The organism is Nonomuraea typhae (assembly GCF_009760925.1).
Taxonomy (GTDB): domain Bacteria; phylum Actinomycetota; class Actinomycetes; order Streptosporangiales; family Streptosporangiaceae; genus Nonomuraea; species Nonomuraea typhae.
This window is the reverse complement of record NZ_VRLV01000002.1, coordinates 985,172-999,582: the sequence shown is the minus strand read 5'-3', so window position 1 is coordinate 999,582 and position 14,411 is coordinate 985,172. Positions and strand designations below refer to the sequence as shown.

16 protein-coding genes are annotated in these 14,411 nt (G+C 70.7%); 7 read left to right on the top strand and 9 right to left on the bottom strand.

What is annotated here, in order from left to right:
* Positions 1-24: 24 nt before the first annotated feature.
* Together FVE25_RS11155 and FVE25_RS11150 are read right to left on the bottom strand one after the other, a co-directional pair.
* Complete coding sequence (locus FVE25_RS11155) at positions 25-1,536, bottom strand: hypothetical protein (RefSeq protein WP_246266957.1); 1,512 nt, start codon at positions 1,534-1,536, stop codon at positions 25-27.
* Between the two features lie 105 nt (positions 1,537-1,641).
* A complete protein-coding gene (locus FVE25_RS11150) occupies positions 1,642-1,830 on the bottom strand; it encodes a hypothetical protein (protein WP_246266907.1) in 189 nt (62 codons plus the stop codon).
* 242 nt (positions 1,831-2,072) lie between these two features.
* Between FVE25_RS11150 and FVE25_RS11145 the strand changes: the two genes are divergently transcribed.
* The 4 genes from FVE25_RS11145 (at position 2,073) to FVE25_RS11130 (ending at position 7,184) form a co-directional block, all read left to right on the top strand.
* Positions 2,073-2,642: an HhH-GPD-type base excision DNA repair protein gene (locus FVE25_RS11145; RefSeq protein WP_157246324.1), complete on the top strand. Its 570-nt coding sequence runs from the start codon at positions 2,073-2,075 to the stop codon at positions 2,640-2,642.
* A gap of 206 nt (positions 2,643-2,848) precedes the next feature.
* The gene (locus FVE25_RS11140) at positions 2,849-4,942 is read left to right on the top strand and encodes a SpoIIE family protein phosphatase (protein ID WP_157246323.1); all 2,094 of its coding nucleotides are present in this window, start codon (positions 2,849-2,851) and stop codon (positions 4,940-4,942) included.
* Positions 4,943-5,181: 239 nt separating this feature from the next.
* Entirely contained in the window at positions 5,182-6,819 is a 1,638-nt protein-coding gene (locus FVE25_RS11135) for an RNA polymerase sigma factor (RefSeq protein ID WP_157246322.1), read from the top strand.
* Positions 6,820-6,902: 83 nt separating this feature from the next.
* Positions 6,903-7,184 (top strand): PASTA domain-containing protein, encoded by a 282-nt coding sequence (locus tag FVE25_RS11130; RefSeq protein WP_181019529.1) that lies wholly within the window; start codon positions 6,903-6,905, stop codon positions 7,182-7,184.
* On the opposite strand, the gene FVE25_RS11125 is transcribed toward FVE25_RS11130, so the two are convergent.
* On the bottom strand, positions 7,168-7,917 hold the full coding sequence (locus FVE25_RS11125; protein ID WP_157246321.1) for an ABC transporter permease: 750 nt from the start codon (positions 7,915-7,917) through the stop codon (positions 7,168-7,170). The two genes, FVE25_RS11130 and FVE25_RS11125, sit on opposite strands and share 17 nt — an antisense overlap.
* An 18-nt stretch (positions 7,918-7,935) precedes the next feature.
* On the bottom strand, positions 7,936-8,502 hold the full coding sequence (locus FVE25_RS11120; RefSeq protein ID WP_157246320.1) for an MBL fold metallo-hydrolase: 567 nt from the start codon (positions 8,500-8,502) through the stop codon (positions 7,936-7,938).
* A 79-nt stretch (positions 8,503-8,581) separates the two neighbouring features.
* Between FVE25_RS11120 and FVE25_RS11115 the strand changes: the two genes are divergently transcribed.
* A complete protein-coding gene (locus FVE25_RS11115) occupies positions 8,582-9,538 on the top strand; it encodes a GlxA family transcriptional regulator (protein WP_246266905.1) in 957 nt (318 codons plus the stop codon).
* Here the strand turns inward: FVE25_RS11115 and FVE25_RS11110 are convergent.
* Positions 9,535-10,275, bottom strand: a complete 741-nt coding sequence (locus FVE25_RS11110; RefSeq protein ID WP_181019528.1) for a YaaA family protein — start codon at positions 10,273-10,275, stop codon at positions 9,535-9,537. The genes FVE25_RS11115 and FVE25_RS11110 overlap by 4 nt on opposite strands.
* 34 nt (positions 10,276-10,309) lie before the next feature.
* On the opposite strand from FVE25_RS11110, the gene FVE25_RS11105 reads away from it, so the two are divergent.
* A complete protein-coding gene (locus FVE25_RS11105; protein WP_157246319.1) occupies positions 10,310-11,521 on the top strand; it encodes a hypothetical protein in 1,212 nt (403 codons plus the stop codon).
* Here FVE25_RS11105 and FVE25_RS11100 read toward each other — a convergent pair.
* From FVE25_RS11100 to FVE25_RS11090, 3 genes are read right to left on the bottom strand one after another with little or no spacing between them, the layout of a single operon-like run.
* Positions 11,418-12,014: a hypothetical protein gene (locus tag FVE25_RS11100; RefSeq protein ID WP_157246318.1), complete on the bottom strand. Its 597-nt coding sequence runs from the start codon at positions 12,012-12,014 to the stop codon at positions 11,418-11,420. The genes FVE25_RS11105 and FVE25_RS11100 overlap by 104 nt on opposite strands.
* Positions 12,011-12,583, bottom strand: a complete 573-nt coding sequence (locus tag FVE25_RS11095) for a hypothetical protein (RefSeq protein ID WP_157246317.1) — start codon at positions 12,581-12,583, stop codon at positions 12,011-12,013. The genes FVE25_RS11100 and FVE25_RS11095 overlap by 4 nt, the downstream gene beginning before the upstream one ends.
* Positions 12,580-13,206, bottom strand: coding sequence for a hypothetical protein (locus FVE25_RS11090; protein WP_157246316.1), 627 nt, complete (start codon positions 13,204-13,206; stop codon positions 12,580-12,582). Before FVE25_RS11090 ends, FVE25_RS11095 begins: the two co-directional genes overlap by 4 nt.
* A gap of 19 nt (positions 13,207-13,225) precedes the next feature.
* Here FVE25_RS11090 and FVE25_RS11085 point away from each other — a divergent pair, with 19 nt between their 5' ends.
* Complete coding sequence (locus tag FVE25_RS11085; protein ID WP_425489483.1) at positions 13,226-13,963, top strand: GNAT family N-acetyltransferase; 738 nt, start codon at positions 13,226-13,228, stop codon at positions 13,961-13,963.
* 62 nt (positions 13,964-14,025) lie between these two features.
* Here FVE25_RS11085 and FVE25_RS55080 read toward each other — a convergent pair whose 3' ends face one another.
* Positions 14,026-14,256, bottom strand: coding sequence for a DUF7455 domain-containing protein (locus FVE25_RS55080; RefSeq protein WP_246266902.1), 231 nt, complete (start codon positions 14,254-14,256; stop codon positions 14,026-14,028).
* Positions 14,257-14,411: the final 155 nt, after the last annotated feature.

The following is a 14,411-nucleotide window of genomic DNA, read 5'->3' as shown; positions in this document are numbered from 1 at the left end:
AAGATTCTGCTACGGCGGGTGGCGTCAGATCTCGTCGGGGATGTCGGCGATGTCGTCCAGGGCCGCGGCCAGCTCCTCGGGATCGCCGCCGATGCGCTCGGCGATCTCGATCAGCACGTGCAGCACCTCGTGGCGGTCGTGGCCGAGGTCCAGCAGCCGCTGCGCGGCCTCCCAGAGCTGCGGCGGGTCACCGTCCCACAGGCGCGTGGCGATCTCCTCGTGCCAGGCCAGGTGCTCCTCGTCGATCTCGCCGACGTGGTCGAAGCGCAGCAGCGTACGGCGGTCGGCCTGGTCGGCCGGGTTCAGCTTCTCCAGATCGAGGTCGCCGTGCACGCCCTGCAGGAACGGGAAGGCGAAGACCCGCCTGGCCAGCGCCGACAGGTCGCCGTCCGGCAGCAGCCGCTCCAGCAGCGGGCGCTCCAGGCCGAAGGAGGTCGGGTCGCGATACGCCTCGGGGAACTTGGCCGTGGCCTCCCACACCGCGTCCAGCGTCGCCCGCAGCCCCCGCTCGGTCAGTCCGGTACGGCCGGCCGCGAAGCGCACCCAGGCCGACAGCACGTGCGGCATGGCGTCCTGCTCGGCCCGGCTCAGGAACACCTTGCGCGGCAGCCAGTCGAGCAGGAACGTCTCGCACTTGACCGGGCTGACCCGCATCGGGCGGCTGAAGTCCTGCTCGCAGCCGTAGTCGATGATGTGGTCGGCGCAGCGCGAGGCGGCCGAGGGGTCCGACAGGTGCTCGGCGGCGTCGGAGGCCAGGAACTCCGCGGCCAGCATGGCGCGGCGCTCGCGGCTGTAGGGGGCCTCGATGTGCAGCGGGGCTGGGCGCTTGCGGCCGGGCGGCAGCGCCTTGAGCCGGGAGCGCGCGAAGGCGTGGTAGGCGCTGTAGCTGTCGCTGACCGGCGGCGGCGTCTTCGGCTCGCGGGTGGCCTTCATGGCCGACTCCAGCAGGGCGCGCGCCTGCTGGGGCTCGATCTCCTCGAACAGCAGCATCGGGTTGGCCTCGGCCTCGGCCTTGGCCTGGTCGAGCAGTTTGTCCACGTGGGAGGAGACCCAGGCGTCACGCGCCATGCCGGACATGTTGTGATCCACCACCATGACCAGCGCGTGCCGGTCCTGTCCGGCGACGGCGAGCGCGGACGGCGCCGCGGTCTCGCCCCAGCGGTAGGCGAATGTGCAGATCACGGTGTCCTGGTCGCCGTAGGCGTCGCGCGAGACGTAGCAGCCGGTGGGCTTGACCGCGCCCACCCGCTCGGCCCAGCCGGGCCGGGCCACGCCGCCCTCCATCATGGCCAGCGCCGCGCCCTCGGCCTTGGCGCCCTGACGTGCCGTGCCGAGATAGGCCAGGCAGATGAGCAGCGTCAGCGAGGCGGGGGTGCCGGCCTTGGCGGCGTAGTCGACCAGCCCCTCGCCGAGCACCTGCTCGACGTCGCCGCCCTTGACGCGTTTGCCCCACCAGGCCCCGATCATGTCGGAGACCATCAGTTCGGCGTCGAGCGGAGTGCGGACGGCGAGAAGTTCGCGCGCCGCCTGCAGCATCTCCTGGAAGACCTCGTCAGGGTTGGTTCGGTGTCGGCGCACGCCCTCACTCTCTCGCATTCCAGGCACAAACGGCGCGATTCACGCAGCCTGGTCTCACCGATGTTATCGGGCGCTCCGGGGCGGGGGCGCGGAGTTCACGATGGCGAGCAGATGCTCCCGGGCGATGCGCTCCACGACCTGAGCGGTCGGTTCGATGCCGAGATGCTCCGCGCACGCCCGCACGTCGGCCACACATCGGTCGATCGTGTCCACGGGCACGGTGAGAAACTCTTCGGCCAGCCGGAGACTCACTGGCTCTTTGAGCATGCGTGTGGCCAGAGCGAGCATAGTCGTGAGATTCCTCTGGAGGCCCGGGGGCAAACCCCCCGGAGGTGGACGCGTGCGTCTTGCGCTCCCATTCCATCCTTTCTTGGGCAGGTGTCAAGCCTCCAGGCCGACTGTGTTCCTTTGTGTTCCTGTGCGTTCATCGTGAAGTACGGCGCAGCGGGCGCGACCGCCAAACGTGAGAGACCCTTTCGTGCGAAGCTGTTTCCATGCGCATCCAGCTCGCCCAGCGGACGGAGGCCGACGAGCTGCTCGGCCGCAGTCCGCTCGCCCTGCTCGTCGGCATGCTGCTCGATCAGCAGATCCCGATGGAGTGGGCGTTCACCGGCCCGCACACCATCTCGCAGCGGCTCGGGCACGACCTCACGGCCGAGGAGATCGCCTCCTACGACCCCGAGGCGTTCGCCGCGCTGCTCGCCGAGAAGCCCGCCGTGCACCGCTACCCGACGTCGATGGCCGGCCGCGTCCAGCAGCTCGCCGTCTACCTCGTGGAGCACTACGACGGGCGGCCGGAGCGGATCTGGGCCGACGCCGCCGACGGCAAGGACTTGCTCAAGCGACTGCAAGAGCTTCCCGGCTACGGCAAGCAGAAGGCACAGATCTTCCTGGCTCTCCTGGGCAAACAGCTCGGCGTCCAGCCCTCCGGCTGGCGCGAGGCGGCCGGGCTTTACGGTGAGGAGGGCTCCCACAGGTCCGTGGCCGACGTCGTCGGCCCCGAGAGCCTGGACAAGGTCAGGGCAACCAAGCAAGAGGCCAAAAGGGCGGCGAAGGCCAAGTAGCCTGATCTTGCTGCGTAACGTGGAGCGATTTTGACAGGATGCGTTGTCCATAGTGGAGACCGGCCGGTGGCGGGGGCTTCCGTCCACGCACACCGATCGCGGATGATGTACAGCAGAATCCGGTCGCCCGGAGCTGCGCTACGCCGATACACAGTTATGGAGATGTGCCGCGTGGGAGACCCTGGCACGCGACGGAGGTGCCGACCATGAGCGCCGAGACCTCCGTTCCCCGTCCCCGGGAGTCGGATGTGGACATCTCAGACTCCGGCCTGTTCAAGGGCCTGCTGTCCGAGGCGGAGTTCGCCTTCGCCTTCTTCGACGTCGAGGGCCGCATCCAGCGGGTCAACGACGTGTTCACCGATGTCGTGAGCGTGCCCGCCGAGCGCCTGGCCGGCAAGGCGCCGGTGGAGGTGCTGACCGCCGACCTCAGCCAGTTGGTCACGCACGGCGTCCAGGCCGTGATCGAGAGCGACGGGCCGGTCACCGAGAGCCGCGTGCGCGTGCGCACGCCGGAAGGCGACACCCGGCACTGGTCGCTGTCGTTCTCGCCGATCCACGACGAGGGCGGCGAGCTGCGTGCCGTCGCGCTGGTCGGGCTCGACGTGACCGAGAGCCGCCAGACCGAGGAGGAGCTGCGCCGCAGCGAGGAGCGCTACCGCTCGCTGGTCGAGGCGCAGTCGCAGCTGGTGTGGATCACCTCGCCCACGGGCGCGGTGGTCGAGGACGCGCCCCAGTGGCGCGCCATCACCGGCCAGGGGCTGGAGGAGTACCTCGGGCAGGGCTGGCTCGACGCGGTCCATCCCGACGAGCGCCAGCAGACCGAGGAGGCGTGGCGGGAGGCGCTGCGCGGCCGGACGATGTTCGAGTGGAACTACCGGGTCCGCACCCGGGCCAGCGGCTACCGCCACTTCGAGGTGCGGGCCGTACCGATCATCAGGCACGGCCGGGTGGTCGAGTGGGTCGGCGCCAACACCGACGTCACGCCCCAGCGCGAGGCCGAGGAGATGCGCGGCCGCCTGACCGACCAGCTCGGCGCCGCGGCGCTGCGCACGGCCCGGCTGCAGGGCGCCACGGCCATGCTGGCCGAGGCCCTGACGGTCGAGCAGGTGGTCCAGGTCATCATCGACGTCGGGCGCACCGCCCTGGCCGCCGACCGGTCGGCCGTGGCGCTGCTCGACACCGACCGGGCCGCGCTCAAGCTGGTCAACGGCGAGGGCGTGCCCGAGGTGCCGGGCGCCTCCGGCGAGGAGATCCCGCTGTCGCACTCCAGCGTGATGACGATGGCGGTCAACAGCCGGCGGCCGGTCTTCGCCGACTCGCCGGAATCGCTGAAGTCGCAGCTGCTGGAGGCGGGCGGCAGCGAGGAGGTCCTGTCGGCCTACCTCAAGCACAGCGACGAGCGGGCCTGGGTGGGCCTGCCGCTGCTGGCCGCGGGCCGCGCCCTGGGCGCGCTGCGGTTCTCCTTCACCCGGCCGCAGAAGATCTCCCAGGAGGACGGCGTCTTCCTGGAGGCGCTGGCCGGGCAGTGCGCGCTGGCCGTCGAGCGCGCCACGCTGTTCGAGCGCGAGCACCGCACCGCCGAGACCCTGCAGCGCAGCCTGCTGCCCGACCGCCTGCCGGTGGTCAAGGGCCTGGTGCTGGCCCAGCGTTTCCGCTCGGGCAGCCGGCACGTGCAGGTCGGCGGCGACTGGTACGACGCCTTCGTGCTCCAGGACGGCCGCGTGGCCGCCGTGGTGGGCGACGTCATGGGCAAGGGCGTCAAGGCCGCCGCCGGGATGGGCCGCATCCGCAACGCCATGCGGGCGCTGGCGCTGACCAATCCGCCGCCTGCCGCCGTGCTCACCGGTCTCGACCGGGTCTTCGAGGCCACCGAGGAGGAAGAGCAGGTCACCACGCTGGCCTACATGGTCGTCGAGCCGGTGACGGGCGAGGGGACGCTGGCGCTGGCCGGTCACCCGCCGCCCGTGCTGGTTTCGCCGCAGGGCACGGCGATTCTGTGTGACGCCGAGCCCGGCACTCCGCTAGGCTGGCCGACCAGCCGTAGGCAGTTCCGGTTCGTGGTGCCGCCCGGCCATACCGCCGTGCTCTACTCCGATGGTCTGGTGGAGAACCGGAAGCGAGGTCTCGACGCCGGTCTCGCGGAACTTTGCTCTGTTGTGACCGAAGCGCCGCCTGAGGTCGTCAGTAGTCCGCACATGTTGCTGGACTTCCTGGTAGACCGGATGTTGTCGGGATATGAACAGGATGATGACGTTACCGCACTGGCTATTCACGTTCCGCCGGCCACGAAGAGTGACTGAATGAAACAGTCATAACGGTTGCTTTCGGGTATCAGTGCCGCGCTTGCGTACGCACTACTGTCCGGGTCGGCCTAGGGTGGAGGTCAACCGCCGGGAGGTGGCCGTATGAGGTGCTGGGTCATGCCAGAATGCTGGTTGGTCCGTTTGCGCTCCGCACGGCCTCGTATCTCCTAGAGAGGCATAGCCCCCCAGCGGGCATCTGGGTCCATTGTCGCCACGCGTTCGTTCGAGAGGTGTTCGTGTCGCCTGCAAGTTCGACTCGCTCGAAGCCACAAGAGCTGAACGAGCCCGTCATTCAGCGACTGCTCGAGCGTGGGCGCTCGCAGGGTTTCCTCGAGTCTGAGGATGTCCGCCAAGCCTTCGAGGAGGCGGACATCCCGATGTCGCACGCCGCCGCGTTCTTGCGGAACCTCAGTAAAGAGGGCGTGACCGTGGTGGTGACCGCCGCGGATTCGGCGGCACCGAAAAAGTCTCGTGGTCCAGCAAAGCGCCGTACCGCTGCCCCCGTCAAGACGAAGACCGCAGCGGCCGCCAAGGAGCAGCAGCCGGAGACCGTGACCGCGGTCGTCGGCGAGGCTGAAGCCGAGCCGGCCCCCAAGAAGGCTGCTCCTGCCAAGAAGGCCGCCCCGGCGGCCAAGAAGGCCGCACCCGCCAAGAAGGCGGCCGACAAGCCGGAGAGCAACAGCTCCGGTCCGGCCGAGACCAAGCCCAAGGCTCCGGAAGGGGCCGACGACGAGGACATCGACCTCGAGGGCGAGGTCGACCTCGAAGACCTCGAGGACATCGAGGTCGACGACGACGAGATCGTCGCCGAGGCAGAGTCCGAGTCCGAAGAGACCGAGGAAGACACCGACGAGGAGCCCAAGCCGGAAGCCGGGGCCGAGGCCGACAAGAGCGAGGACGAAGTCCTCATCCTGTCCGACGACGACGATGACGCCCCGGTCGCCCAGGTGGCCGCCGCGGGAGCCACCGCCGACCCGGTCAAGGACTACCTCAAGCAGATCGGCAAGGTCCCCCTGCTCAACGCCGAGCAGGAGGTCGAGCTGGCCAAGCGCATCGAGGCGGGCCTGTTCGCCGAGGAGCAGCTCGGCGGCGAGGTCGACAACCTGCCCGTCGACGTGCGGGCCGAGCTGGAATGGATCGCCGAGGACGGCCGCCGGGCCAAGAACCACCTGCTGGAGGCCAACCTCCGCCTGGTGGTCTCGCTGGCCAAGCGCTACACCGGCCGCGGGATGCTGTTCCTGGACCTCATCCAGGAGGGCAACCTCGGCCTGATCCGCGCCGTGGAGAAGTTCGACTACACCAAGGGCTACAAGTTCTCCACCTACGCCACCTGGTGGATCCGGCAGGCGATCACCCGGGCCATGGCCGACCAGGCGCGGACCATCCGCATCCCGGTCCACATGGTCGAAGTGATCAACAAGCTGGCCCGGGTCCAGCGGCAGATGCTGCAGGACCTCGGCCGCGAGCCCACGCCGGAAGAGCTCGCCCGCGAGCTGGACATGACCCCCGAGAAGGTGGTCGAGGTCCAGAAGTACGGGCGCGAGCCCATCTCCCTCCACACCCCGCTGGGCGAGGAGGGCGACAGCGAGTTCGGTGACCTCATCGAGGACTCCGAGGCCATCGTGCCGGCCGACGCCGTCAGCTTCACGCTGCTGCAGGAGCAGCTGCACTCCGTTCTCGACACGTTGTCGGAACGCGAGGCGGGCGTCGTGTCGATGCGCTTCGGTCTCACCGACGGGCAGCCGAAGACGCTGGACGAGATCGGCAAGGTCTACGGCGTGACCCGCGAGCGGATCCGCCAGATCGAGTCGAAGACGATGTCCAAGCTGCGCCACCCGTCGCGCTCCCAGGTCCTCCGGGACTACCTGGACTAAGAGTTCCGCAGGTGCTCGGCCCCGTACTCCCGTCGGTGGAGTGCGGGGCCTTGCCTGTGTTTCAATCGTCGTGGTGACCGTGTGTGTTAAACGATGTGATCGTTCCGGACTTCCGCGGTCAGCAGGCGCTGAACGCCTGGCTGGCCGGCCATGACGCCGGAGTGCTGCTGCAGGGGCCCGATCCCGACAGCCCGCAGCCGGTGATGAACGGGATCGTGGTGGCCCAGCATCCGGCCCCGGGCGTGCGCGTCGCCCGGTGGGCGCCGGTGACCGTGTGGGTGCGCCCCGGCCCGGACGACGACAGCGGGGTGCGCGAGCCCCGTCGTCCCGAGCCGCCGGTGAACACGCTCAAGGCCGAAGGCTGATCTTCACGCGGGCGGCCAGCTCGACGGTCGTGACGCAGGCGACGGCCTCGGCGGCCAGCAGGGCGACGAGGACCACGAGCTGGACGACGCCCGCCTCCAGCGGGCCGGCGCCGCCGAGCAGCATGCCGACGAAGGCGCCGGGCAGCGTCACCAGGCCCACGGTCCGGGTCTGGTCCAAGGCCGGGACCAGCGCCTGGGCGGCGGCCGGGCGGCAGATCTCCAGGCGCGCCTCCCGGGGGAGGAAGCCCAGGGAGAGGGCGGCCTCGACCTCGCCGCGGCGCTGGGCCAGCTCGTCCAGGGCGCGTTTGCCCGCCAGGGTGGTGGCCGTCATGCAGCCGCCGAGCAGGATCCCGGCTATCGGAATGATCACGATCCCGTCCGGTGAGACCACCCGGGTGGCCATCAGGATCGCCAGCACGGGGAAGGTGCCGGTGGCGATCGGGAGCGCGGCCCACTGCCAGCCCGGGCCGCCGGTGATGCGGCGCCCGGCCGTGTAGGCGGCCACGCCGTACATCAGCAGGACGAAGGCGGCCACGGCGGCCGGCAGGGTGATCACCCAGGTGATGACGGCGGAGACCGCGGCGAGTTGCACGGCGGCGCGCAGGCAGGCGGTGGCGATGGCCGGGGCGTGGCCGAGCCTTCCGAGCCGGGCGGCCGCCATGCCGAGGGCGATGAGGACGAGCAGGGACAGCGGGAGCAGCGGGGTGATCTCGATCAGCGACGTGGAGCCCATGGGTCACCGATATCAGGTTTACGGGTGGGCTTCGGCCGGGGTGAAGGCGGGGCCGTGCCCCGGGACGATCGTGGTGGCCAGGCAGAGCAGGCGCCGGCGGCCGGCGTGCAGGGCCTGGAGGTCTGCGGCGTGGCGGTCGCCGGGGGAGGCGGCGGTGTTCCAGGCGTGGGTGAAGGCGACGAGGCCGCCGGAGGTGCCGGCGAGGGTGGTGATGTCCTCGTTCGTGTGGCCGGGGGTGCGGGTCAGCATGATCGAGCCGGTCAGGCGATAGCCCTCGGCGTCCCGCCAGGTCCAGCGGTCGCCCTGGTAGATGGCCCAGTGGTCGTGGAAGCGGGCGTCGGGGAACAGGGCGGCGTTGAGCGTGTGGTCGGGGTGGTGGTGGCTGAAGATCACGTCGGTGACGTCCTCCGGCTTCAGGCCCAGGTCGCGCAGGGGGTTCAGGATCAGGGAGCGGTGGCGGACCATGCCGGGGTCGATCACCGCGCGGACGTCGCCGTCCTCGAGATAGCCGACCGTGGCGGCCACCGCGTCGTCGCCGTAGCCCTCGTGGAGGATCGTGTACGTGGCGCTGGTGCCGAGGTTCATGCGAGCCAGGATGGCGATCACTGCGTAGGGTGAACAAGTGGCAGAAATGCAGATGTTCGCAGGATCGCTGCCAAAGGTCGTGACTGTTGCGGCGCTGGTGGGCGATGGAGTGAGCGCCTTCGGGCTCGGGGTGGTGGGCAAGGTGTTCGCCAACCGGGGGATCACGGGGCTGCCCGCGTTCGAGGTGGTGGTCTGCGCGGAGCGGGCCGGGGACGTCGTGACCGATCTCGGGGTGGCCCTGCGGGTCCGGCATGGGCTGGAGGCCGTGCGGCGGGCGGACGTGGTCATGGTGGTGCCCTCGGACGGGTGCACGGCGGCGCCGGACGCCCTGACGCGGGCCGTGCGCGGGGCCCATGAGCGCGGGGCGGTGGTCGCCGGGTTCTGCACGGGGACGTTCGTGCTGGCCGCCTCCGGGGTGCTGGAGGGGCGGCGGGCCGCCACGCACTGGAGCCTGGCGGCGGAACTGGCCGCGCGGCACCCGGGGGTGGAGGTGGTGCCCGAGGCGCTGTACGTGGACGAGGGGAGCGTGCTCACCGGCGCGGGCGCGGCGGCGGGCATCGACCTGTGCCTCCATCTGCTGCGGCGTGAGTACGGCGCGGCCGCGGCCAACGCCGTCGCCCGGGAGGTCGTGGTCGCGCCGCACCGCGACGGCGGGCAGGCCCAGTACGTTCCCCGGCCGGTGCCCGCCCCGGACGACGGGCGGCTGGGCGCGGTGCTGCAGTGGGTGCTCCGGAACCTGGAGCGGCCCCTGACGGTCAAGGAGATGGCGGCGCGGGCCGGGATGAGCCCGCGCACGTTCGTCCGCCGGTTCGCGGAGGCGACCGGAACCACGCCCCACGCCTGGGTGCGGCGGCACCGGCTGGACCTGGCCGAGGAACTGCTCGAACGCACCGATCTTCCGGTGGAGCAGGTGGCCTGCCGGGCGGGGTTCGGGTCGGCGTCGGTGTTGCGGGAGTCGTTCGCCAGGCGGCGGGGGGTTTCGCCGCGGGCCTATCGTCAGGCGTTCACGGCCACGACGACGGCCCAGGCGACCTAGACGGTGGCCTCGATGTCGAGGTGCCAGGGCTGGGCGGGTTTGGGCTGCGGGCCGAGCCGGACGGCGAAGCCGTACGCGTCGAGGAGCTTGGCCAGGTCGGCCGGGGTGGCGGGGTCCTCGCCCGAGCGGACCAGAGCGCGCGCGACGGCGCCGCGGGTGGCCTTGGCCATGTGGCTGACCACCTTGCCGTCGCGGAAGACGCGGACCGCCACCGAGCGGTCACCGGCCTTCCACGCCCCGGCGTAGGTGCCCGAGCGCAGGTCGACGACCAGGCCGGGCAGGCGGTCGAGCTCCTTGGTGAGCGGCGGCCGCCAGAAGGAGGCGAGGCCGCCGAGGACGGGCAGCGTGACGCCCATCGACAGGCGGTAGGGCGGCACGCGGTCGGCCGGGCGCAGCACGCCCCACAGCCCGGAGAAGATGAGGATCGACTCCTCGGCCCGGGCCCGCTCCGCCGCGGAGAGCGTGGACAGGCCGAGGTTGTCGTACAGGACGCCGGTGTACAGCTCGGCGGCGGGCAGGGCGGGCGCGCTCTCCAGGGCGAGGTTCTTGTCCAGTTCCCCGGCCAGGCCCGGGGTCAGGCCCAGGACGCCCAGGGCGTCGCGGCGCTTGGAGGCCCTGCCCAGCGCGGTGCGCACCCGCTTGCGGGCCTTGTCGAGCGCGGGGAAGGACAGCTCGCCGAGCGCGGGACCACGGCCCTCGGCGGCCTTGCCTTCGGACGGCGGCAGCAGAATCAGCACGTCAGACAGCTTAGGCCCGGTACCATCCACTGCGATGAAAGCGTCACTCTCCCCAGTTTGGCTGCCTCTGGATGCCTTCGCCCTGGCAGCGCGGTTCTTCCTGCCGCTCGCCTTTTTCTACACCGCGGGGCGGATCGTCCATGACCTCGTCCTCGTCGTCGCCGTTTACATCGGCGACGTCGAGGGGCCGCGCAGGTACCTCGGCTTCGCCGTGATGAGCCTCGCCGTCCTGGCGACGCTCGCCGCGTACGTGGCGATGTTGCGGGTGCTGCGCAAGACCTCGATCCTGCCGTCCGCGCCGGAAGGGCAGGACGGGCGGCTGTCCACGCTGATCGCCCACACCCTGCTGCCCTTCCTGGCCTTCTACGGGGCCTGGGGGCTGTTCACCGACGACGTGCGGCAGTACAACACCCTGGCCCAGGAACTGTTCGGCGTGCAGCAGGTCGGGAACCTGTCGTTCAACCCGCTGCTGACCACCTCGGTCATCGCCCTCCTCGCGTTCGCGGTCCGGGTCGCGGCCGGCAAGCTCTACGAGGCCCGGCCGAAGGGCTGGATCGGCCTGTTCTCGATCGCCTTCGAGTCGCTGTGGATGTTCTTCGCGGTGATCAGCTTCGAGCACTGGATCGGCGAGCGGATCGACTGGCTCACCTCCAGGACCGCCTGGGTCGCGGCCGCGGACGCCGCCGGCACCGTCCTCGGGCCGGTGGGGGAGGCGGCCGCGTTCGTGGTGCCCAACCTCAAGGACGCCTTGGTGCTGCCCCTGGTCTGGGTGGTGATCGCGGCCGTGGTCCACGGGCGCGACATGGAGGCGGGCGAGGCCGTCATCCAGGGGACCAGGGTCGAGTCCGGAGCCGGTCGCATCAGGGAGGCCGCGCCGGAGCCGGTGCGGAAGGCGGCCGAGTTCGTCTCGCGCGACCTGCGTGGCAAGTACACCCCGATGCTCAACGGGCTGCGGATGGTGCTGCGCGCCGGGCCGGTCTTCTTCCTGGTGTTCTGCCTGTGCTACACGCTTCTGGGCGTGGCGCGCGACTGGGCGCTCTACGGGGTGCTCAACCTGGCCGGGCCGCACGAGAGCAGCTGGTGGACTGTCTGGCACGAGCCGATCAAGTTCGGCGTCACCGCCGTCTACGAGGTGCTGCGGATCAGCCTGCTCGCGGCGGCTCTGCAGATGGCGGTCCGGGCGGCGTCAGCCGTACGAAGCTCTCGTAGTGGTCAGGAAGACGCACCTCAACCCGCAGCGAGCTGACCGCGTCGGCCGGTACGGCGAAGCTCGCCTGGAACCTGACCTCCACGCCCGGCTTGGCCAGGATCGGCTTGTAGGTCTTCCGGTCGATCTGGGTGCACAGCGTGGAGACCCCGGCCACGCCCTTCACCCGGCTGGACGTCGTCCAGACGCGCTGGCGGGCGTCGCGCACGGCGGTCTCGCACCCCTTGGCCATGGCCTTGGCGGCGGCGTCGTCGCCCGGGGTGACGCCGATGATCGCGGTCACGCCCGTGGTGCCCTGCGGCAGATCCTCGCCGGGGGTGGCGCCGATGCCGATCAGCCGCCACGTCGAGCCGCTGAAGGCGGCCCCGGACCCGGCGGCGGGGGCGATCGCGGCGCCGCCGGTGCGCAGCGCGTAGTCCTCCAGCTTGGGCAGCACCTGCACCGCGACGAGCGCGGCCACCCCGGCGACCAGGCCCAGGCCGTACCAGAGGTGCCGGACGCCCTTCTGGCGCTTGGCGCGCCGCTCGCTCATCGGTTCTCCTTCGCGATCGTCACCAGCGGTACGGCGGCGCCGGACAACCCCAGCGGCACCTCCACGCCGGGCCCGAGGGCGCCGTTGAGCCGGTGGATGGTGGAGTAGCGGGCCCTGGTCAGGCGCAGGACGGCGCCCTTGACGGCGTCCGGTGGCAGCTCGAAGGCGATGGCGCCGCGCTGGGGGATGCCCGCCTCCAGGTCGGCCGACTCGATGCCGAAGAAGCGGTCGGTGGCGCCGTACTCGGTGCCGTCCGGGGCACGCAGCTCGGCGTCGCCGAGCCGTACCCGCTCCTGGGTGGCGGTGGCGCTCAGGCGGACCACGACCCACACGCCCTTGGTGGAACGCCTCTCCTTATGGCCGGAGGAGTCGACCAGCTCCAGCTCCCGGCCGCTCTCCGCGCTTTCCACGCGGACGGTGTAGGGGGTGGTGCGGACCTCCTGGCCGATGGCGCCGGTCGAGACGAGCGGCTGGTAGACGCGGTCGGCGTCGAGCTGGAGGCGCTGGGCGGCGCCGATGGCGACCAGGAGCACGGCGGAGGCGGCCAGGGCGATGAGTTTGTTCGTCATGCCCGCTCCAGCGGGGTGTCGAGGATCCAGCGCGGCTCTTCCTGCCGGTACCAGAGCGAGGCGCCCGAGGCGTAGCCCAGCAGCGACCAGCTCGGCTTGTAGTCCTCGTCGTGGATGGCCACGGTCAGCCGTGCCGGGTCGGGAGTCTTGGCGTCCACCTCCCACGACAGGCGTACCGTCTCGGGCACGCCGGGGTTGAGGAGGTGGCCGCGGTTGTCGCCGGGCCGGATGATCAGCTGGTCCTTGATGGACATGATCTTGTCCAGGGGCCTGCCGTCGATCATGATGTCCAGGCGGATCGCCATCTCGGTCAGCGCCGCGGGGTTCTTGCCGACGTTGGTGACGTCGAGGTCGAGTACGACGTACCTGCCCTCGCGCGGGTCGCCGAAGGGGGAGGGATTGGGGTCGGCGGTCGTGTAGGCGGCCTTCTTGGGGATGAAGTGGTAGCGATTGCCGGTCAGCTTCTGGCCGATCGCGACGGTGGGGACGGCGTTCTTCCCGGCGTCCTCCAGCCCGCCGAGCGGCCAGGCGACGCCCAGCGGCAGGAGGATCGCGGCGGCGATGCCCGCGAACCACATCCAGGCCCGCCCGCGCGGCGACGTTTCGAGAGGAGGGGAGGACACCTGGGGAATCGTAGTAGATATGGTGCGCCGCATGGATATTTCCCGACTTGTCCATGAGGCGTGGCCTGCCTTTGATCAGCAGGTTCATGACGGGTGGGTGCTGCGGTACGCCGACGGTGTGACGGATCGGGCCAACTCCGTCTATGCCCGGAGCGCCCCTGCGAATCTGGACGAGGCGGTCGAGCGTGCCGAGAAGTTCTACGCCGATCGGGGCCTGCCGGCGGTCTTCATGGTGACCGATTCCGCGCTGGATCGGGAGCTGGAGCGGCGTGGGTACCGCACCGGCCGGCCCGTGCTCGCCATGACCGCCGCGCTGCAGGCCGCCCCGGTCTCCCGTGACGTGCGGATCGCGGACGAGCCCTGGGACGGATGGATGCGGTCCTGGTGGGCCGTGGACGGGCGCTACGACGGCAAACTCGCCGCCGCCCGGCGCATCCTCACCGGGGCGCCCGCCTGGTACGCGGCCGTGGAGGAGGACGGGGCCGCCCTGGCCGTCGGCAGGGGCGTGCCGCAGGGGGAGACCCTCGGGATCTACTGCCTGGCCACCCTGCCCGCCGCGCGCCGCCGGGGGCTGGCTCGTGAGGTCGTCCGGGCATTGGTACGGCGGGCCGTACAGGAAGGGTTGTCCTCGGCCTATCTGGTGGTCACCGAGACGAACGAGGGGGCTCGGCGGCTCTACCGGAGCGAGGGCTTCGAGGTGGCCGGCGGTTACCACTACCGGGTGGGAAACAGCACGACGCGGCGACACCTCAGCTGAGAGGCCGCCGCGTCGTGCATGTGTTGCTATATGTGGTTATCTCGTAACGGTGAGCGCTGGGGTCAGCGCTCACCGTCAGGGGCAATGGTTGGGGTTTCGCTGAGCCGAGCCGACTCGTCCAGGATTTCGGCGCCCTTCTCGCGAAGCGCTGCGACGTGCTGACGCCCGTGGTGGGCGCAGAACAACAGCTCCCCGCCCACGGGCAGGGTCGCGCGAATGTAGGCCTGGGCGCCGCAACGGTCGCAACGGTCGAGGGCCGTCAACGGCTTAACGGGGGCGAGAGCTCCAGTCACGTATCGCCTTTCTGGTCACCCCCGCCGAAGCGAGGATCTGGCGCAGTCACTTGAGACAACATCTAACCGGACCTGGACGTTCCCAACCGGCACGTCGCTACGCCCAGAGCTTAATGTGTCCCAAAGTAATGACGATCAGCCCGTTCGTAACGGCA